This window comes from Sphingopyxis sp. GW821-FHT12F08, from assembly GCF_058806755.1.
In genome coordinates this window covers 326,337-348,697 of record NZ_JBXAQA010000003.1, presented here as the reverse complement: position 1 = coordinate 348,697, position 22,361 = coordinate 326,337, and the positions used below count along the sequence as shown (strand labels likewise).

23 protein-coding genes are annotated in these 22,361 nt (G+C 66.9%); 17 read left to right on the top strand and 6 right to left on the bottom strand.

Features of this window, described 5'->3' with window-relative positions; genetic code table 11:
• Nucleotides 1-71: 71 nt before the first annotated feature.
• Genes ispH through rnhA form a run of 3 tightly spaced genes read left to right on the top strand, consistent with a single transcriptional unit; the run spans nt 72 to nt 2,478 of the window.
• Nucleotides 72-1,058 (top strand): 4-hydroxy-3-methylbut-2-enyl diphosphate reductase, encoded by a 987-nt coding sequence (ispH, locus tag AC1RNQ_RS10535; protein ID WP_493171088.1) that lies wholly within the window; start codon nt 72-74, stop codon nt 1,056-1,058.
• On the top strand, nt 1,058-2,020 hold the full coding sequence (gene thrB / locus AC1RNQ_RS10530; RefSeq protein ID WP_493171087.1) for a homoserine kinase: 963 nt from the start codon (nt 1,058-1,060) through the stop codon (nt 2,018-2,020). Before ispH ends, thrB begins: the two co-directional genes overlap by 1 nt.
• Nucleotides 2,017-2,478: a ribonuclease HI gene (gene rnhA, locus AC1RNQ_RS10525; protein WP_493171086.1), complete on the top strand. Its 462-nt coding sequence runs from the start codon at nt 2,017-2,019 to the stop codon at nt 2,476-2,478. Before thrB ends, rnhA begins: the two co-directional genes overlap by 4 nt.
• Nucleotides 2,479-2,762: 284 nt before the next feature.
• Here the strand turns inward: rnhA and AC1RNQ_RS10520 are convergent, their stop codons facing one another.
• On the bottom strand, nt 2,763-2,939 hold the full coding sequence (locus AC1RNQ_RS10520) for a YegP family protein (RefSeq protein WP_237837884.1): 177 nt from the start codon (nt 2,937-2,939) through the stop codon (nt 2,763-2,765).
• A gap of 89 nt (nt 2,940-3,028) precedes the next feature.
• A complete protein-coding gene (locus AC1RNQ_RS10515) occupies nt 3,029-4,159 on the bottom strand; it encodes an NAD(P)/FAD-dependent oxidoreductase (protein ID WP_493171085.1) in 1,131 nt (376 codons plus the stop codon).
• Between the two features lie 93 nt (nt 4,160-4,252).
• On the opposite strand from AC1RNQ_RS10515, the gene AC1RNQ_RS10510 reads away from it, so the two are divergent.
• The 7 genes from AC1RNQ_RS10510 to AC1RNQ_RS10480 all read left to right on the top strand — a co-directional run bounded on the left by AC1RNQ_RS10510 (nt 4,253) and on the right by AC1RNQ_RS10480 (nt 11,401).
• On the top strand, nt 4,253-4,741 hold the full coding sequence (locus AC1RNQ_RS10510) for an A24 family peptidase (RefSeq protein ID WP_493171084.1): 489 nt from the start codon (nt 4,253-4,255) through the stop codon (nt 4,739-4,741).
• 47 nt (nt 4,742-4,788) lie between these two features.
• Nucleotides 4,789-5,823, top strand: coding sequence for a Flp pilus assembly protein CpaB (gene cpaB, locus AC1RNQ_RS10505; protein ID WP_493171083.1), 1,035 nt, complete (start codon nt 4,789-4,791; stop codon nt 5,821-5,823).
• Nucleotide 5,824: 1 nt separating this feature from the next.
• On the top strand, nt 5,825-7,381 hold the full coding sequence (locus AC1RNQ_RS10500) for a type II and III secretion system protein family protein (RefSeq protein WP_493171082.1): 1,557 nt from the start codon (nt 5,825-5,827) through the stop codon (nt 7,379-7,381).
• Between the two features lie 25 nt (nt 7,382-7,406).
• A complete protein-coding gene (locus AC1RNQ_RS10495; RefSeq protein ID WP_493171081.1) occupies nt 7,407-8,051 on the top strand; it encodes a CpaD family pilus assembly protein in 645 nt (214 codons plus the stop codon).
• Entirely contained in the window at nt 8,048-9,322 is a 1,275-nt protein-coding gene (locus tag AC1RNQ_RS10490) for a CpaE/TadZ family protein (protein ID WP_493171080.1), read from the top strand. The genes AC1RNQ_RS10495 and AC1RNQ_RS10490 overlap by 4 nt, the downstream gene beginning before the upstream one ends.
• Nucleotides 9,323-9,387: 65 nt before the next feature.
• The gene (locus AC1RNQ_RS10485) at nt 9,388-10,359 is read left to right on the top strand and encodes a type II secretion system F family protein (protein ID WP_493171079.1); all 972 of its coding nucleotides are present in this window, start codon (nt 9,388-9,390) and stop codon (nt 10,357-10,359) included.
• 13 nt (nt 10,360-10,372) lie between these two features.
• Nucleotides 10,373-11,401 carry a type II secretion system F family protein gene (locus tag AC1RNQ_RS10480; RefSeq protein ID WP_493171078.1) on the top strand — a complete coding sequence of 343 codons (1,029 nt, stop codon included), beginning with the start codon at nt 10,373-10,375 and terminating at the stop codon, nt 11,399-11,401.
• Nucleotides 11,402-11,436: 35 nt separating this feature from the next.
• Here the strand turns inward: AC1RNQ_RS10480 and AC1RNQ_RS10475 are convergent, their stop codons facing one another.
• Both AC1RNQ_RS10475 and AC1RNQ_RS10470 read right to left on the bottom strand, forming a co-directional pair.
• A complete protein-coding gene (locus AC1RNQ_RS10475) occupies nt 11,437-12,438 on the bottom strand; it encodes a fumarylacetoacetate hydrolase family protein (protein ID WP_493171077.1) in 1,002 nt (333 codons plus the stop codon).
• Between the two features lie 51 nt (nt 12,439-12,489).
• A complete protein-coding gene (locus AC1RNQ_RS10470; RefSeq protein WP_493171076.1) occupies nt 12,490-12,915 on the bottom strand; it encodes a hypothetical protein in 426 nt (141 codons plus the stop codon).
• Nucleotides 12,916-13,063: 148 nt separating this feature from the next.
• On the opposite strand from AC1RNQ_RS10470, the gene AC1RNQ_RS10465 reads away from it, so the two are divergent.
• The 6 genes from AC1RNQ_RS10465 (at nt 13,064) to AC1RNQ_RS10440 (ending at nt 19,254) form a co-directional block, all read left to right on the top strand.
• Entirely contained in the window at nt 13,064-14,299 is a 1,236-nt protein-coding gene (locus tag AC1RNQ_RS10465) for a sensor histidine kinase (RefSeq protein WP_493171075.1), read from the top strand.
• A 119-nt stretch (nt 14,300-14,418) separates the two neighbouring features.
• Nucleotides 14,419-15,045 (top strand): 50S ribosomal protein L25/general stress protein Ctc, encoded by a 627-nt coding sequence (locus AC1RNQ_RS10460; protein ID WP_493171074.1) that lies wholly within the window; start codon nt 14,419-14,421, stop codon nt 15,043-15,045.
• Nucleotides 15,046-15,108: 63 nt separating this feature from the next.
• Nucleotides 15,109-15,678, top strand: coding sequence for an aminoacyl-tRNA hydrolase (gene pth / locus AC1RNQ_RS10455; RefSeq protein WP_493171073.1), 570 nt, complete (start codon nt 15,109-15,111; stop codon nt 15,676-15,678).
• A 6-nt stretch (nt 15,679-15,684) separates the two neighbouring features.
• Entirely contained in the window at nt 15,685-16,194 is a 510-nt protein-coding gene (locus AC1RNQ_RS10450) for a P-loop NTPase family protein (protein ID WP_493171072.1), read from the top strand.
• A 57-nt stretch (nt 16,195-16,251) separates the two neighbouring features.
• Nucleotides 16,252-17,244: an SDR family oxidoreductase gene (locus AC1RNQ_RS10445; RefSeq protein WP_493171070.1), complete on the top strand. Its 993-nt coding sequence runs from the start codon at nt 16,252-16,254 to the stop codon at nt 17,242-17,244.
• A gap of 147 nt (nt 17,245-17,391) precedes the next feature.
• The gene (locus AC1RNQ_RS10440) at nt 17,392-19,254 is read left to right on the top strand and encodes a PhoX family protein (RefSeq protein WP_493171068.1); all 1,863 of its coding nucleotides are present in this window, start codon (nt 17,392-17,394) and stop codon (nt 19,252-19,254) included.
• Nucleotides 19,255-19,381: 127 nt separating this feature from the next.
• On the opposite strand, the gene AC1RNQ_RS10435 is transcribed toward AC1RNQ_RS10440, so the two are convergent.
• Complete coding sequence (locus AC1RNQ_RS10435; RefSeq protein WP_493171067.1) at nt 19,382-20,038, bottom strand: CAP domain-containing protein; 657 nt, start codon at nt 20,036-20,038, stop codon at nt 19,382-19,384.
• 134 nt (nt 20,039-20,172) lie between these two features.
• On the opposite strand from AC1RNQ_RS10435, the gene ychF reads away from it, so the two are divergent.
• Nucleotides 20,173-21,270: a redox-regulated ATPase YchF gene (ychF, locus tag AC1RNQ_RS10430; RefSeq protein WP_493171065.1), complete on the top strand. Its 1,098-nt coding sequence runs from the start codon at nt 20,173-20,175 to the stop codon at nt 21,268-21,270.
• Between the two features lie 659 nt (nt 21,271-21,929).
• Here ychF and AC1RNQ_RS10425 read toward each other — a convergent pair.
• The gene (locus AC1RNQ_RS10425) at nt 21,930-22,331 is read right to left on the bottom strand and encodes a MerR family transcriptional regulator (RefSeq protein WP_493171064.1); all 402 of its coding nucleotides are present in this window, start codon (nt 22,329-22,331) and stop codon (nt 21,930-21,932) included.
• Nucleotides 22,332-22,361 lie beyond the last annotated feature (30 nt).

Genomic DNA, 22,361 nt, shown 5'->3' with positions numbered 1-22,361 from the left:
GGGATGAACGGGGCGCAACACGGACAAGCCGCTTTACCCCATATGCCTTGCTGCGCTAGAGCGCGCGCAAGATGAACGCACCCCACCCCTTGCCCCCCGCGAAGCGCGGCGAAGCGACGGAACTCAAGGTTTTGATCGCGGCGCCGCGCGGATTCTGCGCGGGCGTCGATCGCGCGATCCGCATCGTCGAGCTGGCGATCGAGCGCTATGGCACGCCGGTCTATGTGCGCCACGAGATCGTCCACAACCGCTATGTCGTCGACACGCTGAAGGCCAAGGGCGCAATTTTCGTCGAATCGCTCGACCAGGTTCCCGACGGCGTGCCGGTGGTGTTCAGCGCGCACGGCGTGCCCAAGGCGGTGCCCGCCAAGGCCGAAGCGCGCGGGCTCGACTATATCGATGCGACCTGCCCGCTGGTGTCGAAGGTCCACCGCCAGGCCGAACGCGCGAATGAGGGCGGGCGGCACATCATCTTCGTCGGCCACGCCGGCCATCCCGAGGTGGTCGGGACGCTGGGGCAATTGCCCGAGGGCGCGATGACTTTGGTCGAATCGGTCGACGATGTCGCCGCGCTGATGCCCCCCGATCCCGAAAAACTCTCCTTCCTGACCCAGACGACGCTGTCGGTCGACGACACGCGCGACATCATCGCGGCGCTCCAGCACCGCTTCCCGGCGATCGCTGGGCCACGCGGCGAGGATATCTGCTACGCCACCTCGAACCGGCAGGAAGCGGTGAAGGCGATCGCCGGGCGCTGCGACCGGATGATCGTGATCGGCGCGCCGAACAGTTCGAACAGCGTGCGGCTGGTCGAAGCCGCGGAGCGGCTGGGAACCCCCGCGCACCTGGTCCAGCGCGGCACCGACGTCGACCCGGCGTGGCTCGCCGATATCGGCACGCTCGGCATCACCGCCGGCGCCAGCGCGCCCGAGACGCTGGTGCGCGAAGTGATCGACGCCGTGGCGGCGCACCGCCCGGTCGACGAGGAAGTCGTCGTCATCGCCGAGGAAAATATGATCTTCAAGCTGCCGCGCGGCCTCGAACCCGCAGCCGCCTGATGGCCGTCTATACCGAAGTCGATCCCGACGACCTTGCTGCGCTCGTCGCCCGCTACGCCATCGGGACGGTGGTGTCGTGCAAGGGCATCGCCGAGGGGGTCGAGAACAGCAATTTCCTGCTCGAAACGAGCGGCGGACGTTTCATCCTGACGCTCTACGAAAAGCGCGTGAGCGTCGGCGACCTGCCCTTTTTCGTCGACCTGCTCGCGCATCTCGCGGCCAGCGGCTGCGCGGTGCCCGCGATGATCCGCGACCGCGGCGGCGAGGCGATCCAGCAGGTCGCGGGCCGCGCGGCGTGCATCATCCAGTTCTTGCCGGGCATTTCGCTGACCAAGCCGACCACCGGCCAGTGCCGGTCGGCGGGCGCCGCGCTCGGCGGCATGCACCGCGCGCTGGCGGACTATGCCGGCGGGCGCGAGAACAGCATGGGGCATCGCCACTGGCGCGGTATCGCCGAGGCGACGGGCGATCTCGACGCTGTGCGGCCGGGCCTTGCCGCGATCGTCGCGGCCGAACTCGATTATCTGGGCGCCCACTGGCCCACGGACCTGCCCGCGCATGTCGTCCACGCCGACCTGTTCCCCGACAATGTGCTGATGCTCGGCGAGCGCGTGACCGGGCTGATCGACTTCTATTTCGCCGCGACCGACTATCGCGCCTATGACGTCGCCGTCACCCACGCCTCGTGGACCTTCTCCCGCGATGGCATCAGCTGCGACCGCGCGCGGGCGGGCGCGCTGATGGCCGGCTATTCGAGCGAAATCGCGCTCACCGACGCCGAGCGCGAAGCGCTGCCGCTGCTGGCGCGCGGCGCATCGCTGCGTTTCCTGCTCACCCGCGCGCACGACTGGATCCACACCCCTGCCGACGCGCTGGTGACGCGCAAGGATCCCTCGCCCTTCCTCGAACGGCTGCGCCGCTACCAGGCGGCCGACGCCGCCGACCTGTTCGCCGCCGCATGAGCGAGGGCAAGACGGTGATCGTCGCGACCGACGGCGCGTGCAAGGGCAACCCCGGCCCGGGCGGCTGGGGCGCGGTGCTGCGCTGGGGCGATGTCGTGAAGACGCTGTCGGGCGGCGAACCCGACACGACGAACAACCGCATGGAAATGATGGCGGCGATCGAGGCACTGACCGCCCTCAAGCGCCACTGCAAGGTCGAGCTCTCGACCGACAGCGTCTATGTCCGCGACGGCATCACCAAATGGGTGTTCGGCTGGCAGAAGAACGGCTGGAAGACCGCGGCGAAGAAGCCCGTGGCCAACGCCGATTTGTGGCAGCGGCTGGTGGCCGAGGCCGCGCGCCACGACATCGAATGGCTGTGGGTCAAGGGTCACGCCGGGCACGGCGATAATGAAATGGCCGACAAGCTGGCGAGCGACGCCGCGCTGGAGGTCATGCGAAAGGCGCGGGCGCGCTGAACGCCCGCGTTCGGGGCCTGAACCCATAAATTACGCGTTCGAGGTTTGAGCCAATTTTGTTCAGGGCTAGGAGGCGAGGCGTAGGTATATAAACATATTCCAAGGCTCGCCGACGCAGCCATGGACAAAATTGGCCAAATCCCGAAGGGACGCCGAAATGGCTTCGATCTTGGGCCCGGGCGGCCTTGCGGGTAGCGATGCTACCCGCTGCAGCCACCCGAACCCAATATCTTCGCCATTTCGACGCCTCGAACGCGTAATTTATGGGTTCAGGCCCCAATCGCTCATTCGGCTTCGCGCGTCTCCGCGCCCGGACCGTTTTTCTTGATCGATTCGATGGCGTTCACCGCGGACGCCTTGCTCGAATAGCCCTCGGTCCAGAAGATGGTTTCGCTATTATATTTGAAATAGGCGACAAATTCGCCGCCCTTGTTCTTCTTGATTTCGAAATAATGGGCCATTGGGGGTTCTCCAGATAAGGCCGCCGGTCCGTGCGGCCAACCCATGTTAGACCGCCTGCGGCGCCGCGCAAGCCGGTCGATGGGGGGTATCAGGCGAAGCGTGAGGGCGCATAGGCAGCCGGGTCGATCGCACCGACGGCGCCGCCCGGGGCGGGCGCGCCGAGCTGCGCGGCGGCCATGCCGGCGATCGCCGGAGCGGTCTGGATGCCGAAGCCGCCCTGCCCGGCGCACCAGAAGAGGCCGGGAACCGCCGGATCGGGTCCGAACACGGGCAGGCGGTCGGGCGCGAAGCTGCGCAGCCCCGCCCATCTGCGTTCGACCGCAGCAACCGGCCAGTCGACCACCGATTGCAGCCGGTCGACCGCCAGCGCGACGTCGATCTCCTCGGGCGCCGCATCGCACGGATCGCTCGGGGTTTCGTCGTGCGGGCTCAGCCAGATGCGCCCTTCGCCCTCGCCCTTGAAATAGAAGGTGCCGCCGATGTGCCCGATCAGCGGCAGCGTGGGCGGCGTCGGGACGCCCAGCCGGACCTGCGCGAGCGTGCGGCGATAGGGCTGGATGCCGACCGGCGCCGCGCCGCAGGCGAGCGCGACCGTGTCGGCCCAGGCCCCCGCGGCATTGACGATGACCGCAGCCCGGATCGTCCCCTGCCCCGTTTCGACCGCCCATCCGCCCGGCGCGCGCCGCGCGTTCACGAAGGGCGTCCGCACGGCAAGCAGTGCCCCGGCGCGCTTCGCCGCGCGCAGATAGGCCGCGTGCAGGCCCCCGACGTCGATGTCGCGGCACGACGGCTCGAAGGCGCCCTCGCTCCATTCGGGCCGCAGCCCGTCGATCCGGCCGGCCAGCTCGGCCGGGGAAAGCCGCGATACCTCGACCCCCTGCGCCCCGAACTCGGTCACAAAATCGTCGACCGCGGTGGCCTCGGCGTGGCGCCCGATCATCAGCGCCGACCGCGGCGCGAGGAAGGGACGATCCGAAAAATCCGGATCGGGATGCGCGAGCGCGTCGAAGGAAGCCGCGGTCAGCGGCTGCACCCCTACGCCGCCATAGCTCTCCTGCCAGAAGGCGGCCGACCGCCCGGTGGCGTGATAACCCGGCATATCCTCGGCCTCGATCATCAGGACGGCGCGATGCGGCGCGAGCGATGCTGCCAGGCTCGCTCCCGCGATGCCGGCGCCGACGATCAGCACATCGATGTCGGAAAGGGGAGCGGATGCCATGCCCGGCGCATATCGGCTGGCGGGCGGATTGCAAGCCGGGCGCGGCGGAACATGGTTACCATTTGGTAAGCCATGATCTCTAGGGACGGGGCCATGACCAGCCATGCTCCCCAGCTGATCCTGATGACGCTCGCGGCGATCCTGATGATCTGCTCGGCGATCAGCGACCTGCGCTGGCGCGAGATTTCGAACGGGCTGAATGGCCTGATCGCGGCCTTCGCCATTCCCTTCTGGTATTTCGCGGGATGGTCGCTGTGGCCCGATGCCGCGATAGTCGTGGGGATCGCGCTCGCGACCTTCGCCTTTTTCCTGCTGCTTTACGCGCTGAACGCGATGGGCGGCGGCGATGTGAAGAATGTTTTTGCGGTGTTTTTGTGGGTACCGGCAGCGCTGGCGACGCAGGCGCTGATGGTGATGGCGCTCGCCGGCGCCGCGGTGTCGGCGGCCATGCTCGTGCACCAGATCGTCAAACGCCCGGAGGCCAAGCCGGAGGTGCCCTATGGGGTCGCCATCGCCGCCGCGGGGCTTTGGGCGCTTCACCAACAATATCTTAACCAGTTTCAGGCTATCGGGTCGAGTTGAGGGCAAGCACCGCCGCGTCTGGTGGGTGCAGGAGGCGAAAAATCGTCATGGATACGCGAAAGATTATGCTGATCGTCGGCGCGCTGGTTATTGCGATCGGTGCGGCGTTCGGGGTCAACCAGATGATGCGCGGCGCATCGGCTCCGGCGGCACGCGCCGCCGCGGCGCCCAATGCCCAGGGTCCGATGATCCTGGTCGCCACGCGCCAGCTGCCGGTCGGGACGATCATCGGCCCCGACAGCTTCCGTTTCCAGCCCTGGCCCAAGGAACTGGTCGAAAAGGCCTATTTCCTGAAAGAGAAGACCGAGGTGAACAACCTGGTCGGCACGGTCGTGCGCTATCCGATCACTGCGGGCCAGCCGCTGACGCAGGGTGCGCTCGTCCATCCCGACGACCGCGGCTTCCTCGCCGCGGCGCTCGGCCCCGGCATGCGCGCCGTGACGGTCAAGGTGTCTCAGGAACAGGGCGTCGCCGGCTTCGTCTTCCCGGGTGACCGCGTCGACGTCGTACTGGCGCAGGAAATCGCGGTCAAGGAAGGCGGCAGCTATCCCGACGACCAGTTGTTCACCGCCGAGACGATCGTCAACAACGTCCGCGTGCTCGCCACCGACCAGCGCTATGACGCCGAGGACGAGACCGGCAAGACCCCGGTCCGCACCTTCGGCTCGGTGACGCTCGAAGCGACGCCCGAGATCGCCGAACGGATCGCCGTCGCACAAAGCATGGGCAAGCTTTCGCTCTCGCTGCGTCCGCTTGCCGAAAACGCCGGCGACCTCGACGCCGCCATCGCCTCGGGCGCGGTCAATGTGCCGACCAAGGGCGGCACCGCCGCCGAAAAGAAGATGATGGCCGACGCCGCCGGACGCCCGACCTCGGGCCGCGCGTCGGCGACGACCGGCGGCGACGTGTCGCGCTTCTGGGTCCCGGTCAGCGGCCGCGTGTCGCAGCCGCGGCCGCAGCAGAATGTCAATGGGGGGGCGCCGATGGCGTCCATGGGCGCCGCACCGGCGGCTCCCCGTGGCCCGGTCGTGCGCGTGACGCGCGGCGAAAAAGTGACCGAAGTTCCGGTTGGGGGTAAGTAAGATGAAGAGCAAAGCCAATTTCAAGGCAGCGGCGCTGGCCCGCACCCTGGCCATCGGCCTGGTCGCGACGGCCCTCGTGTCCGCCCCCGCCCAGCACGCTTCGGCCCAGGCGGTCCAGAATGCGAGCAGCAGCGTCGACCTGTCGGTCGGGCGCGGCCGCCTGATCAGCCTGCCGACGGCGATGACCGACATTTTCGTCGCCGACGACAAGGTCGCCGACGTCCAGGTCCGCTCGAGCCGCCAGCTCTATATCTTCGGCAAGACGCCGGGCGAGACGAGCATCTATGCCACCGATGCCAGCGGCCGCGTCGTCTATTCGACCGTTGCCCGCGTCGGCAACAATATCGAGACCATCGACCAGATGCTTTCGCTGGCAATGCCCGATGCCAAGGTTTCGGCGAACACGATGAACGGCTTCGTGCTGCTGACCGGCACCGTCCAGTCGCCCGACGACGCCGCCGAGGCCGAACGCCTCGTCCAGGCCTTCGTCGGCGACCAGACCAAAGTGCTGTCGCGCCTGCGCACGGCGACGCCGCTGCAGGTCAACCTGCAAGTCCGCATCGCCGAGGTGAACCGCTCGCTGGTCAAGGAAATCAGCGGCAATCTGCTGACCCGCGACACCGATGGCCCGCTCGGCAACGGCTTTCTGGGAGGTGTATTCGGTGGCCGCAGCCCCGGCACGATCAACTACCCCACTGCGCCGACCGCCGTCTTCCCCGGCAGCCCGGTTCCGCGGCCTTATAACCCGGTCACGGGGCTGCCCATCGACAGGACCACGCTCGGCACCGAATATGGCATCTCGACGCCGGCCGGCGTTCGCAGCCTGGCCGGCGCGGGCCGCCTGTTCGGCCTCGACCTGATCGCCTCGCTCGACATCGGCGAGCGTTCGGGCCTGGTCGCGACGCTGGCACAGCCCAATCTGACCGCGATTTCGGGCGAAACCGCCGACTTCCTCGCGGGCGGCGAATTCCCGGTTCCGATTCCGGGCAATTTTGCGGGCACGACGATCGAATATCGCAAATATGGCGTCAGCCTCGCTTATACGCCGACGGTGCTGTCGAACGGCCGCATCAGCCTGCGCGTACGCCCCGAAGTGTCCGAACTGTCGACCGAGGGCGCGATCGAGCTCGACGGCTTCCAGGTTCCCGCGCTGACGGTTCGCCGTGCCGAGACCACCGTGGAACTCGGATCGGGCGAAAGCTTCATGATCGCCGGCCTGATGAACAACCGTTCGATCGGCGCGATCGACAAGATGCCCGGCCTTGGCGACGTGCCGCTCCTCGGTATGTTGTTCAAATCGGACAGCTTCCGCCGCGGCGAAACCGAGCTGGTGATCGTCGTGACGCCCTATCTGGTCCAGCCGGTGTCGGCGAACGAGATCAAGCTGCCGACCGATGCCTTTCAGGATTCGAACGACCTTTCGCGCCTGCTGCTCGGCCAGACCAGCAATGGCGTGACCGGCGGCGATCGTCCCAAGCCGCGGCTCGAGACGTCGCCCGCCGATGCCGACCGCCTGCGCGGCGGCGCCGAAGTGTCGCCGGGTTTCAGCATCAAGTGACGCGCTGGTTTTCAGGAGCAAGGGTATGAAGAAGATCGCAACTTGGACCGTCCTGGCGCTGGCGACGACGATCGCCGGATGCACCGGCAGCGCCCACACCAACGCCAGCCTCGATTCGGTGCACCAGCCGCTCGTGCGCAACTCGATCTATCAGTTCGACGTCGCGACCAGCGGCGGCGAGCTGCCGCCGAGCGAACAGGGCCGCCTGCAGGGCTGGCTCGACGCGATGGGCGTCCGTTATGGCGACCGCATCTCGGTCGAGGATCCCTCGTCCTATGGCTCGGGCTCTGCGCACGCGACGATCCGTTCGATGATCGAGCGCCGCGGCCTGCTGATGAGCGATGCGGTTCCGGTGACCACGGGCGCCGTACCGCAGGGCAGCGTCCGCGTCATCGTGACGCGTGCCTCGGCGCATGTGCCGGGCTGCCCCGACTGGTCCAGCAAATCGTCGGTAAACTTCACCAATGCAACGTCGGCCAACTATGGCTGCGCGACGAACAGCAACCTCGCCGCGATGGTCGCCGACCCCAATGACCTGATCAAGGGATCGAGCGACGCGGGTTACGACCCCACCACCGCGACCCGCGCAATCAAGACCTATCGCGAGAAACCGCCGACGGGCTCGGGGGCGCTGAAGGCCGTCTCGACCAGCGAAGGAGGCAGCCAGTGAACGCACCTTTCAAAGCAGCCGGGCTGCGCGAACCCTTCAACGCCTTCGTCTGCGACGACGACACGCTGGAGCTGATCCGCGCCGCCGCGAACGACATGGGCTGGCCGATCGAGAAGTGCAACAAGGGCGGGCTGCGCAACGCGGTCCAGTCGCTCTCGGTCTCGGCGAGCCCGAACATCCTGTTCGTCGACATGTCCGAATCGGGCGACCCGATCAACGACATCAACGCGCTCGCCGAGGTCTGCGAACCGGGCACGGTGGTGATCGCCGCCGGCCAGGTGAATGATGTCCGGCTGTACCGCGACCTCTTGTCGAGCGGGATCCAGGACTATCTGCTCAAGCCGCTGTCGCTCGACCAGGTGCGCGAATCGCTGACGATGGCGCAGGCGATGCTGTCGGCGCCGAAACATGCCGACATGGTCGACGACAAGCCGCATCACATGATGGCGGTGGTCGGCGTCCGCGGCGGCGTCGGCGCTTCGCTGGTGTCGACCTCGCTTGCCTGGGCGATGAGCGAGCAGGCGGGCCGCCAGACCGCGCTGCTCGACCTCGACGTCCATTTCGGCACCGGTGCGCTGACGCTCGACCTCGAGCCCGGCCGTGGGCTGATCGACGCGATCGACAATCCCAGCCGCATCGACGGCCTGTTCATCGAGCGCGCGATGGTGCGCGCTTCGGACAAGCTCAGCCTGCTGTCGGCCGAGGCGCCGATCCACCAGCCAGTGCTGACCGACGGTTCGGCCTTCTTCCAGCTCGAGGAAGAGCTGCGCAACGCGTTCGAGATGACGATCGTCGACATCCCGCGCCACGTGCTGATTCCCTTCCCGCACCTGGTGTCGGAGGCCGGGACGATCCTGCTCGTCAGCGACGTCACGCTCGCCTCGGCGCGCGATACGATCCGTATCCTGTCGTGGTTCAAGCAGAATGTCCCCGGCGCGCGGGTGATCCTGGTCGCGAACAAGTTCCAGAACGCGGTCGGCGAACTGTCGCGCAAGGAGTTCGAATCCTCGATCGAGCGCCAGATCGACATCACCATCCCGTTCGACCCCAAGCTGGTCAGCCAGTCGGCGAAGCTCGGCAAATCCTATGCCGAGATTTGCAAGGGCACCAAGTCCAGCCAGGCGTGGAACGGCCTGATGCGCCTGATCCTCGACGGCGCCGATGCCGAAGAGGAAGCGCCGAAACCGGTCGCCAAGGCCAAGTCGGGCGGCTCGCTGCTCGGCAAGATCGGCGGATTCAGCGGCGTGATCCTGAAAAAAGGCGCGAAATGAGCTCGATGGCGGCCGGCTAGCCCGGCCGCCGCCAGCCACGGAATAGAAGCGGACGAAATCCCATCATGGATCTGTCAGTCATCCTCATCATCGGCGGCGCCTTCCTGGCCTTCACGATGCTCGTGATCCTGCTTGGCGGCCCGTCGGTCGGCAAGGCGAAGGCGCGGCGCCTTGCGATGGTCAAGGACCGGCACGCCGCCTCGACCGAGGCGGTGGTCGCCGCCCAGATGCGCAAGACGATCCAGGCATCGAGCAGCAAGGGCGGGACGAACCTGTCGAGCCTGATGCCGCGCCGCGAAGAAATGGAAAAGCGGCTGCGGCGTACCGGCAAGACGTGGAACGTCAGCCAGTATATGCTCGCCTCGATGGTGATTTTCGTGGTCGTGACCGGCCTCCTGATCGCGATCCGCAGCCCCTTCCTGCTGGCAGCGATGATCGGCGCCTTCGCCGCGATCGGCCTGCCCTATTTCATCGTCGGCAAGCTGATCAAGAAGCGCGTCGCCAAATTCAACACGCGCTTCCCCGATGCGATCGACCTGCTCGTTCGCGGCCTGAAATCGGGCCTGCCGGTGACCGAGACCTTCCAGGTCGTCAGCCAGGAGCTGCCGGGCCCGGTGGGCGAGGAATTCAAGGGCGTGGTCGAACGCATCCGCATCGGCAACACGATGGAAGCCGCGCTCCAGGAATCGGCCGATATGCTCGGCACGCCCGAGTTCCAGTTTTTCTGCATCACCATCGCGATCCAGCGCGAAACGGGCGGCAACCTTGCGGAAACGCTGGCCAACCTGTCCGACGTGCTGCGCAAGCGCGCGCAGATGAAGCTCAAGATCAAGGCGATGTCGTCGGAAGCCAAGGCGTCGGCCTATATCGTCGGCGCGCTCCCCTTCTTCGTCTTCGGTCTCGTCTATACGATGAACCCCGAATATCTCGGCGGCTTCTTCTCCGAGCAGCGGCTGATCATCGCGGGGCTCGGCGGGCTGGTCTGGATGAGCATCGGCGCGTTCATCATGTCGCGCATGATCAGCTTCGAAATCTGACGGGAGCGGACGAATGAACAGCACCCTGCTCCTTTCCGCTTTCACCGGAGCCGCCAGCGGTCCGACCCTGATGGGCATCGACGTCGTCTGGGTCGGCACGCTGCTCGCCGCGGTCGGCGTCGGCGCGGTCCTCGTCGCCCTCTATGGCGCGCTGACCGTCCGCGACCCGATGGCGAAGCGCGTCAAGGCGCTCAACGAACGCCGCGAACAGCTGAAGGCCGGCATCACCGCGTCGACCGCGAAACGCCGCGCAAAACTGGTCCGCAAGAACCAGACCGCCGACCGGATGCGCACCTTTCTGGGCAAGCTGCAGGTGCTGCAGGAAGACCAGATCAAGGATGTGCAGCAAAAGCTGGCGCAGGCGGGCATCCGCTCGAAAGATCTTGCCGTCGCGGTGATCTTCGGGCGCCTGATCATGCCGATCGTGCTCGGCGGCCTTGCCGCCTTCCTGATCTATGGCCTCGACATGTGGCCCGACCTGACCCCGGTCAAGCGCGCGGGCAGCCTGATGAGCGCGCTGATTCTCGGCTACAAGGCGCCCGACCTGTTCGTGGAGAACAAGCGCACCAAACGCACCCATGCGTTGCGCAAGGGCCTTCCCGACGCGCTCGACCTGCTCGTCATCTGCGCCGAGGCCGGTCTGACCGTCGACGCCGCCTTCAGCCGCGTCGCCAAGGAACTGGGCCGGGCCTATCCCGAACTGGGCGAGGAATTCGCGCTGACCTCGATCGAACTGGGTTTCCTCACCGAACGCCGCCAAGCGTTCGAGAATCTCGCCTATCGCGTCAATCTGGAATCGGTGAAGGGCGTGGTCACGACCATGATCCAGACCGAGAAATACGGCACGCCGCTCGCCAGCGCGCTGCGCGTGCTTTCGGCCGAGTTCCGCAACGAGCGCATGATGCGCGCCGAGGAAAAGGCTGCGCGCCTGCCCGCGATCATGACGGTGCCGCTGATCCTGTTCATCCTGCCCTGCCTGTTCATCGTGATCCTGGGCCCGGCCGCCTGTTCGCTGAAGGACGCGCTCGTCGACGCGGCGTAAGGATGCGGGGAGCAGCAACTCCCCGCACCTTAAACTCAGGCTACGGTCTGCTCGATCGCGCCGAAGATGCTGTGGTGGCGGTCGTCGTCCATCCAGATGCGGACGGTATCGCCCTTCTGCATGAACGGCGTCTTCGCTTCGCCCTCCAGGATCGTCTCGACCGTGCGCACTTCGGCGAGGCAGCAATAGCCGAGCCCGCCCTGCGATATCGGCTTGCCCGGACCACCGTCGGCGTCGCGGTTCGAAACCGTGCCCGATCCGATGATCGTCCCTGCCCCAAGATCGCGCGTTTTAGCGGCGTGCGCGATCAGCGCGCCGAAATCGAAGGTCATGTCGACACCCGCATCGGCGCGGCCGAGCGCCTGGCCGTTGAGATCGACGCACAGCGCACCGTGCAGCTTGCCGTCCTTCCACCGCTCGCCGAGCGCGTCGGGCGTGACGAACACCGGCGACATGGCGCTCGACGGCTTCGACTGGAAAAAGCCGAAGCCCTTGGCGAGCTCGGCGGGGATCAGCCCGCGCAGCGACACGTCGTTGGTCAGGCCGACGAGCAGGATGTGATCGCGCGCCGCGACCGGGTCGGTGCCGGCAGGCACGTCGCCGGTGACCACCACGACCTCGGCCTCCATGTCGCAGCCCCAGGCGGGATCGCCGAGCGGGATCGGGTCGCGCGGCGCCAAAAAGGCGTCGCTGCCGCCCTGGTACATCAGCGGATCGTGCCAGAAGCTGTCGGGCATTTCGGCGCCCCGCGCCTGCCGCACCAGCGCGACATGGTTCACATAGGCGCTGCCGTCGGCCCATTGATAGGCGCGCGGCAGCGGCGACGCCGCGTCGCGTTCGTGGAAGCGCTCCTTGGGAATCGCGTCATGGTTGAGATCCTCCGCCAGTGCGGCGAGGCGCGGCGCGGCATAGGCCCAATTGTCGAGCGCGGCCTGCAGCGTCGGGACGATCTGTCCGGCGTCGGCGTACCAGGCGAGATCGTCCGAAACGACGACGAGCCGGCCGTCGCGGCCGCCCTTGAGCGAAGCTAGTTTCACATTTGTCCCTTCATACGGCGATGCGGGCGCATCGCCGCCGCGGGGGGACGGTCAGCGCGGCATCTGGATCGATGCGAAACAGGTAAAGCCGCTCTGCCCGGCCTGCAAGCGCCGGATATATTGCAGATAGGCCTGCGACTGGTTGTAGCTGGTGCCGGGCAGCGTCTGGCCGCGGAACGCGCGCTTCACTTCTTCGCCGGTGAACGGCCGCGGCGAACCCGGGAAGGCGCCCTTGGTGCCAGCCGCGACCAGATTGCCCTGCGCATCGATATATTTGCCCGCGCCCGACACGTCGGGGACCGGGATCTGGCAATTCATCACCGACACCGCGGTCTGCGCGAAGGCCGGGCGGATCGTCAGCGCCGCCGACACGCCGACCGCGCCGAGCATCAGCGCCCGGCGGCGCGTCGGGACGGTTTCGACGCTTTCGTCGATTTCGGGCGCCCCCGCGCCGGTCGGCTGATCCTGTTGTTCCATGCCCGGCGCATAAACCACCAAAAGCCCAAGGAAAAGCAAAAGACCGCGCACACCGCGGCGCTTCCCGTTTCGGGACATTCGCGGCGCAAGCGTTAATCGCGGTAAAGCCGCTTGCGCGCCCGCCCCGCCCGTGCGAGGCGAAGCGCCGATGTTCGACCGACTCTCCAGCCTCGTCGTGGCGCTGACCCTGGTCGCCATCGCCGCGATTTTCGCGATGCTCGCCGGCGGCGACGCGCTGACGATCGCGATCCTGGCCGTCGCGGGCATCCTCGCCACGCTCATCGTCCATGGCGCGGCGCCCGATAGCGCGCTCGCCGCGCCGGGAGAAGCCGCCGCCGAGCCCCTCCCCGCACTGCCCGGATCGCTGCTGCGCCATCCCGATTTCGCACGCTGGGCCGACCAGGAGCGCGAGCCGCTGATCGGCACCGACGACCATATCGTCACCATCGCCAACGACGCCGCGATCCGCCTGCTGGGCCGCCATATCGTTGGCGCCGACATCCGCACAGCGATCCGCCACCCCGGCGCGATCGACGCGCTGGCGGTGCCGGGGAGCCCCGACACGCTCCAGGAAATCCATCTCGCCGATTTCCCGCGCGCCGGGCAGCGCTGGACGATGCACGTCGCCGCCTTGTCGGGCGGCGAACGCATCATCTTTCTCTCCGACCGCTCGGCGATCGACGCCGCCGACCGGATGCGGTCGGACTTCGTCGCCAACGCCAGCCACGAGCTGCGCACGCCGCTCGCCGCGATCCTCGGCTATGTCGAGACACTGCAGGACATGAACGGCGAAGCCGACGGCGCGACGCGCCACCGTTTCCTGTCGATCATCGACCGCGAGGCGCGGCGGATGCAGCAGCTCGTCATCGACCTGCTCTCAATCTCGCGCGTCGAGGCCGACCGTTTCCGCCGCCCGACCACCCCGGTCGACCTGACCGCGATCGTCCGGTCGACGATCGCCCAGCTCCAGGACAGCGAGCATCCGCGCGCCAAGGATGTGGTCGCCAGCTTCGACGCCGCGCCGCTGCCGATGCTCGGCGACGAGGCGCAGCTCGGGCAGCTCGCGCACAATATCGTCTCGAACGCGATGAAATATGGCCGCACCGACACCCCGGTGACGGTCGAGCTGCTGCGCGAAGGCCGGCGCGCGCGGCTGTCGGTGCGCGACGAGGGCGAAGGCATTGCGCCCGATCATCTCCCGCGCCTGACCGAGCGCTTCTACCGCGTCGACGAGGCGCGCAGCCGCTCGGTGGGCGGCACCGGCCTCGGCCTCGCGATCGTCAAGCACATCAGCGAGCGGCACCAGGGCCAGCTCGACATCGAGAGCGAAGTGGGCAAGGGCACGCGGGTCTCGGTCACCTTCCCGCTGGCAGGCGACGCCTAGGCGACGCCCGCGCGCCGGCCCTTGCATTTCCGCCGCTTCCCCGCTATGCGCCCGCGCTTCCGTCCATGGTCATCCCTGGAGGCGTGGCGGAACTGTGTAATCTGTTTCGGAGAAAAATGATGAGCGACCAGCTGGTGCTGTCGGCCGAGACGCGGACCCGCGGAGGCAAGGGAGCCTCGCGTGAACTGCGTCGTAATGGCCGCGTCCCCGCCGTTGTCTATGGCGGCAAAGAAGAACCCCTGATGATCCACGTCGAAGAAAAGCTGCTGATGAAGCAGTTGATGACGGGTCACTTCATGAACTCGGTCGTGATGATCGAGGTCGATGGCAAGCAGGTTCGCACCCTGCCGAAGGACGTCGCTTTCCACCCGGTCAAGGATCGCCCGATCCACGCCGACTTCCTGCGCATCACCAAGGATGCCAAGGTCCATGTCGCGGTGCCGGTGATCTTCGCCAACGAAGAAGCCTCGCCCGGCCTGAAGCGCGGCGGTGTGCTGAACATCGTGCGTCACGAGCTGGAACTGGTCTGCGACGCGGACAAGATCCCCGACGACATTTCGATCGACGTGACCGGCTTCGACGTCGGCGATTCGATCCACATCAGCCACGTCACCCTGCCCAAGGGCAGCGAGAGCGCGATCACCGACCGCGATTTCACCATCGCGACGATCGTCGCCCCGTCGGCGCTGAAGTCGACCGGCGGCGACACGACCAAGGATGACGGCGAAACCGCCGAAGAAGCCTGAATCTGATCGGGCCGCCTCCCTCTGCGGAGGCGGCCCCTTCCGGACCTGGAGAAAGGCAGTACCATGCAGCTCTGGGTCGGCCTCGGCAATCCCGGGCCCCAATATGCGATGCATCGTCACAATGTCGGCTTCATGGCCGCCGACGTCATCGCCGACGTGCATGGTTTTCCCGCGCCGACGAAAAAATTCCAGGGCTGGCTGCAGGACGGCCGCATCGGGCGCCACCGCGTCCTGATCCTGAAGCCCGGCACCTTCATGAACGAAAGCGGGCGTAGCGTGCGCGCCGCGCTCGATTTCTACAAATTGACGCCGCAGGACGTCACCGCCTTCTACGACGAGCTCGACCTCGCGCCGATGAAGATCAAGGTCAAGCAAGGCGGCGGCGCGGCCGGACACAATGGCATCCGCAGCATGATCCAGCATATGGGCGACGATTTCCGCCGCGTGCGCATCGGCATCGGCCATCCGGGGCACAAGGACCGCGTCACCGGCCATGTGCTCGGCAATTATCACAAGAGCGAGATGGAACCGCTGGTCGATCTGCTCGGCGCGATCGCGGCCGAAGCGCCGTGGCTGGCCGACGGCAACGATGCGCGCTTCGTCAGCGATGTCGCGCTGCGGTTGCAGGGCTGACGCACCGTGGAGCGGGTGCTGGTCATTGGCCCGTGTGGCGCCGGCAAATCGACGCTGTCGGTCGAGCTGGGCCGGCGGCTGGGCCTGCCCGTGCATCATCTCGACCGGCTGCACTGGGCGCCGGGTTGGGTCGAGGGCGACAAGGACGAACTGATCGCGCAGGTCGCCGCGATCACCGCCGGCACCCGTTGGCTGATCGACGGCAACTACGGGAGCACGATGCCCGAGCGGCTCGCGCGCGCCGATAAGGTCGTCTATCTCGACTTTCCGATCCGGCTTTGTTTCTGGCGCGCGCTGAAGCGGGTCTGGACCTGGCGCGGCCGGTCGCGCCCCGATATGACCGAAGGATGTCCCGAGCGCTTCGACATGGAATTCTTCCTGTACATCCTTCGCTGGAATCAGGGGCCGCGCCCCCGGACCGAGGCGATCCTGTCGCGTTTCGAGGGCGACCTGATCCGGCTGAAGACTCCACGGGCGCTGGAAACATGGCTGGCGGGGCTGCCTGCCACGCGCTGACCGCGATTTGGTGCTTGCGCCGCTTTGAGGCATGATGGCCTCCGAAAGGAGCCCCCCATGCCCCACGCTTCCCCTAATCGCCGCCAGCTGCTCGCCGGCGCCGCCGCGCTCACGGCCGCCACGCCTACCCTGCTGCGCGCCGCCGAGCCGTTGGGGCCCGATGCGCTGAAGGGGCGCACCGTTCTGATCACCGGCGCGTCGAGCGGGTTCGGGCGCGTCGGCGCGCTGCTCTATGCGAAGCATGGCGCGAAGGTGATCGCGACGATGCGCAATATTCCGCGCCCCGAGGCCGATAGCCTGATCGCCGAAGCGAAGAAGGACAGGCTCGACCTGCATATCGTCGAGATCGACGTCACCGACGACGCTTCGGTCGCGAGCGGCACGGCGAAGGCGCTGGAGATCGCGGGCGGGCGCATCGACACGCTGGTCAACAATGCCGGCATCGGCATCACCGGGCCGGTCGAGGTGCAGGACATGGAAGCGACGAAGTTGATCTTCGAGACCAATGTGCTCGGCATCCAGCGCATGCTGCGCGCGCTGCTGCCGCAGATGCGCGCGGCGAAGAGCGGGCAGGTCTTCAATATCAGCTCGCAATTGGGCCGCGTGATCGTCCCCGGCGGCGGCCATTATTCGGCGACCAAATTCGCGGTCGAGGCTTTGTCCGAGCAGCTCGCCTACGAACTGGTACCGCATGGCATCGAGGTGACCATCATCCAGCCCGGCGGCTATCCGACCAAGGTCTGGGTCAACCGCAACATCTATACCGGCGCACTGAAGGACCGCAGCGATGCGGCGTTGCTCAAGGCGTACGAACCTTTCACCCGCGGCATGGGGACCGAGGACGGCAGCGGGCGCAGCGCCGACCCCGCCGACGTGCCACGCGCGATCGCCGGGATCATGGCGATGCCCGCGGGCACGCGCCCGCTGCGCCGCGCGGTGCATCCGGGGAACAAGCCGCAGGAAGCAATCAACAAGGTCGCCGCCGAGGTCCAGCTCGCCTGGCTCGGCGGGTCGCCGCTCGGACCGCTGATCAAGGCGGTGCACGACTAGCGCCAGCAAAGCCACTGTCAAATCTCTGTCATCAAAGTCATTTTTTCCGCAACCTTGCGGCCATCCAACTGACACCTCCCCCTGCCATCGGGGCCACCTCACCGGGACGACTCCAGTCCCGGGGCTCAACCGAAACAGGGGTACTGCATGTCACATCTTACCGACGAAGCCCGCGCGCCCTATCGCCGCGCGACCGACGATCTCGATGGCCCGAACAGCCTGGAGGCCATCGTCGCCGCCAACCCGTCGCGGCGCTCGATGCTGACGGGCGGCCTGTTCGGCCTGTCGGTGCTGCCGCTCCTCGCCGCGTGCGACAGCGACGGCGCGCCGGTCGTGACGGTGCCGCCGACGCCCACCCCGACGCCGACCCCCACCCCGGCGCCGAGCTTCGCGGTCAATTTCACCTCGGTCGCGGCGAACCGCAACGACACGGTCACCGTGCCGGCGGGCTATACGGTCGACGTGCTGCTGAAGGCCGGCGATTCGGTCGAGACCGGCACGCCCTATTCGGGCAGCTTCCCCGCCAGCCCCGCGGTCGCCGAGAAATGGGCCGGCGGCAACCATGACGGCATGGAATATTTCGCGTTCCCGGGCGTCGATGCCAACAACCGCGGCATCCTGGCGCTGAACTTCGAATATCCCGACTTCAACATCCTGATGGCGGGCAATTACGACCCCGCGACCGCAACCGCTGATCAGAAGGCGATAGCGCTGTCGGCGGTCGGCATCGGCGTCGTCGAGATTTCCAAGGGTAGCGACGGCAAATGGTCGGTGCAGGCGGGGTCGACCTATAACCGCCGCTACACGGGCAACAGCGCCTATCGCGCCGGCGGTCCCGCCGCGGGGCTGCTGTCGGGCAGCATCAAGGGCATGCTCAACAATTGCGCGAGCGGCCGCACCCCGTGGGACACCTATCTGACCTGCGAGGAAACCACCGACAATTATCTCGACCCCACCAGGCCCGCGAACGATTATGGCTGGGTGGTCGAGATCGATCCGCTGCGCGAACTCGCCGTCCCGACCAAGCGCACCGCGATGGGCCGCTTCAGCCACGAAAATGTCGCCTTCATGGCCAATGCCGACCGCCGCGTCGCTTTCTACATGGGTGACGATTCGACCCCGGGGTGCATCTACAAGTTCATTCCCGATCGCGCCTATAGCAGCAGCAACCGGGCGGCGAACACCGACCTGCTCGATTATGGCACGCTCTATGTCGCGCGCTTCAACGCCGATGGCACGGGCGAATGGCGCGCGCTGGTCGTCGGGCAGAACGGCCTGACCGCGGGCGCATCGGACCCCGGCAATATCAGCCAGAGCACGACGCCGCCGGCCCCTTCGATCGTCAACTTCAACAACCAGGCCGATGTGCTGATCAATTGCGCCTCGGCGGCACGCGTTGCCGGTGGCACCGTGATGGACCGCCCCGAGTGGATCACCGTCGCGCCCGATAACAAGGCCATTTTTGTTACGCTGACCAACAACAGCGGCCGCCGGGTGACCGACCCCGCCAACCCGCGCGTCACCAACCGTCACGGCCATATCCTGAAGTTCCGCGAAGAAGGCGATTCGCCGCTGGCGACCAAGTTCAGCTGGGAAATCTTCCTGCTCGCGGGCGATCCGGCCTGGGCCTCGGGCGGTTCGAACCTGACGGGCAACATCAACGGCGACACCTTCTCCAGCCCCGACGGCCTCCGCATCGACCCGCAGGGCCGCCTGTGGGTACAGACCGATCATAGCATCCCCGGCACCTCGGGCGCCTCGGGCGTCAGCATCGAGGACACGGTCGGCCAGAATGCGATGTTCTACCTCGATCAGGCGACGAAGCAGTCCAAGCGTTTCCTGGTGGGTCCGGTCGGGTGCGAGATCACCGGGCTCGCCTATACCCCCGACCTTCGCACCTTCTTCGTCAACATCCAGCACCCGACGGGCAACTGGCCGGTCGCGGGCCAGCAGCCGCGCTCGTCGACGATCGTGGTGCGCCGTACCGACAACCAGCCGGTCGGCAACTGACCCGCGCGCCGCCTGCTCCCGCCCGAAGCGGGAGCGGGCGGCCGCTTCAGACGAATTTCATATCGCCGAAGATCCAGCGCCACGGCGCCAGCCAAATAGCGCAGCCCGCAAGCCGGATCGGTCGCGGTCAGGGCGACCGTTTCGGGGGCGGCGGCGGCGAACCATCGGGCGTTTGCGACATCATGATCACGCACATCGTGCGATGGACCCTGTGCGTGCCGCACGCGACGCCCGCATAGCGATGCCCCGCGCGCAGCAGGCTGTGGCGATGCCCGCGGTCGGGTACGCCATCGTCGATCAACAGCTGGTGGACGACCCCTGCCGGGCTATGGTGGCCATAGGTGATGACCTCGCTGACATAGGGGCCGCCGCCGCGCGCCGTCGCGCGCTCGCCCGGGCCGCGGCCACCGGTATAGTGGCCGACGGCGCCCGAGCGCGACTGGTCGCGGACATGGTCGCCCGCCGCGCGTTCGAGCACGGCGCCGCGTTCGAGCGATGCCAGCGGTTTCGCCGGGCGCAGGTCGCGGATCGCATCGTCGACCGCGGCGACGCCCTCGTTGGTCAATATGTCGATCTCGTCCCGGTCGCGCCCGCGCAGCAGCCTGCCTTCGAAGCGCGGGCGATAGGCGCGCAGCACGTTGGCATAGCCCGCGGGATCGCCGCGGAAGCGGTTGAGTTCGGCAAGGACGCCGGCCTCGAAGTCGTCGGGCGCGAGCGCGGCGGCACCCGCCGCTCCGCCCGCCAGCAGCCCCGCGGCCGCGATCCATCGGAAATATGTCGTCATCGCACGCGCCATAAAGGCGCGGCGCTGAACGTCACGCAACCATTATCGCGGTGCCAAGGCTGGCGCGCGGCGCCACTTATCGCTAGGGGCGCGGGCAAAGGCCGGCGCGACGCCGGAATCCTCATGGAGTTTTTATGGGTTTCAAATGCGGCATCGTCGGGCTGCCCAATGTCGGCAAGTCCACCCTGTTCAACGCGCTGACCGAGACCGCGGCGGCGCAGGCGGCGAACTATCCCTTCTGCACGATCGAGCCGAACATCGGCAATGTCGCGGTGCCCGACGACCGGCTGGAGAAATTGGCGGCCATTGCGAGCAGCAAGAAGATCATCGCGACCCAGCTCGCCTTCGTCGACATCGCGGGGCTCGTCCGCGGCGCGTCGAAGGGCGAGGGCCTCGGCAACCAGTTCCTCGGCAATATCCGCGAAGTCGACGCGATCGTCCATGTGCTGCGCTGTTTCGAGGATGACGACATCCAGCATGTCGAAAACCGCGTCGATCCCGTCGCCGACGCCGAAACCGTCGAGACCGAGCTGCTGCTCGCCGACCTCGAAAGCCTGGAAAAACGTGTCCCCGCGCTCGCCAAGAAGGCCGCGCAGGGCGACAAGGAATCAAAGGTCGCCGCATCGGTGCTCGGCCAGGCGCTCGACCTGCTGCGCGAAGGCAAGCCCGCACGGCTGACCGCCCCCCGCGACGAAGAAGAAGCCCGCGCGCTGCGCACCGCACAGCTGCTGACCAGCAAACCCGTTCTCTATGTGTGCAACGTCGATGAAGGCAGCGCCGCGAACGGTAATGCGTTCGCCGAAAAGGTCTTCGCCAAGGCGGCCGCCGAGGGCGCGCAGGCCGTGGTCGTCTCGGCCGCGATCGAGAGCGAACTGGTGACGATGGACATGGCCGACCGCATGGAATTTCTAGAGGAAATGGGCCTTCACGAAACCGGCCTCGCGCGCGTGATCCGCGCGGGATACGAGCTGCTCCACCTGATCACCTTCTTCACCGTCGGCCCGCAGGAAGCGCGCGCCTGGACCGTCCACACCGGCGCCACCGCGCCCGAGGCCGCGGGCGAGATCCACAGCGACTTCCAGAAGGGCTTCATCCGCGCCGAAACGATCGCCTATGACGATTATGTCGCGCTCGGCGGCGAAGCGAAGGCGCGCGAAGCCGGCAAGCTGCGCGCCGAGGGCAAGGCCTATGTCGTGCACGACGGCGACGTGATGCACTTCCTGCACAGCTGAGCCGTCTTCGCAATTGCGAAGCCGGTGGGTGCCTAAAACCACAATAGCCCCGCATGCAGGCATCCGCATTGTGCCCTTTGTGGCTCCTTCGACAAGCTCAGGACAGGCTTAAGGCGACAAAGAATAGGCATGCGCGCGTCGAAAATGTCTTTTGTCGCTTTAAGCAGGGGAACGGAATTTCGACGAATTTAAAGAGCCAGTGATGTGCCGCGATATCGAAACGAGGGTCGCGATATTCCAAAGTTCAGTAAAGTTCAGCCCTGTGCGGCGCCGCTTTGGACTTCGCGATATACTGGACACTTGCGGGGCGTCTCGCGTTTTTATCCACCAAATGAAAGAGCCAGATGAAGGCTGGCACAGCCAGATAATGTAGGAAAGACTTTTTTTGAGGGTATGTCGGCTTTGGAGTGGTGATCTGCCGTCGCCGATCCTCCCCGGCACGGGGAGGGGGACCAGCGAAGCTGGTGGAGGGGCACAGGCGGTTTACCTTGACGGCAAAGCGGCGCGCTACCGATATGTTTCTGTAAATGAGGGACTAGCGGTTCAACGCTGCGTAAACTTCACGTGCCCCTCCACCACCCTTCGGGTGGTCCCCCTCCCCCGTTGGGGGAGGATCGCTCGCGCCCGCAACCGCCCGTTAACCGTCATTGCCAAGCGGGCTACGGCTCGAACGCCGCCAAGATCGGGCACGGCCCCTTGTCGCTCGCCGCACACAGGTCGGCTAGCCGCGCCAGCGCCGCCCGCGTCTCGGTCATCTGCGCGATCTTCGCGTCGAGCGCCTCGATCCGCTGGCGCGCGAGATGGCGCACCTGTACGCGGTCGTCGCCCGCCTCGAGCGCGAGCAGCTCGCCGATCTCGTCGAGCGTGAAGCCCGCCCCCTGCGCGGCGCGGATGAACTTGAGGCGGCGCAAGTCGTCCTCGTCGTAACGCCGGATGCCGCCGCCCCAGCCGTCGCCGCCACTGCGCGCAGGCGTCGGGAGCAGGCCGCGGCGCTGGTAATAGCGGATCGTCTCGACCCCGACCCCGCCCGCGGCCGCCAATTTTCCGATGGTGAGCTGCATCGCTTGACTCCGTACCATGGTACGGATGCC